Here is a 251-nt window from a genome sequence, read left to right as displayed (position 1 = left end):
ATTTCGGGGAAGCGCACTACTCCCTTGGCTGCGACCAACGCGGCGACAATGACGGCATTGCCGCTCAGCATCAGCGCGACGAGAAGTATCCGCTCGATAGGCCCGATCACACGCCCGCCTGCTAGCTCATTGTGTGCGCGAGGACTCTCTTGGGCGCGTTCGATCGTTGCAAGCTCGACGTTCTTCCACGCCACTCGCCAACGTGGTCGGATCGGCGAGATCCTGGATGATTCGTCCGGACTGCTCGACTC

The 251-nt window shown here is 61.4% G+C and carries 1 pseudogene; it reads right to left on the bottom strand.

The features are described from left to right. Positions 1-194, bottom strand: a pseudogene (locus FJ658_RS16710) (hypothetical protein); the annotation flags it as partial. Positions 195-251 lie beyond the last annotated feature (57 nt).

The sequence above is a fragment of the Schumannella sp. 10F1B-5-1 genome (assembly GCF_006517535.1).
Lineage (GTDB): Bacteria > Actinomycetota > Actinomycetes > Actinomycetales > Microbacteriaceae > Schumannella.
This window is presented reverse-complemented; position numbering and strand designations above follow the sequence as displayed.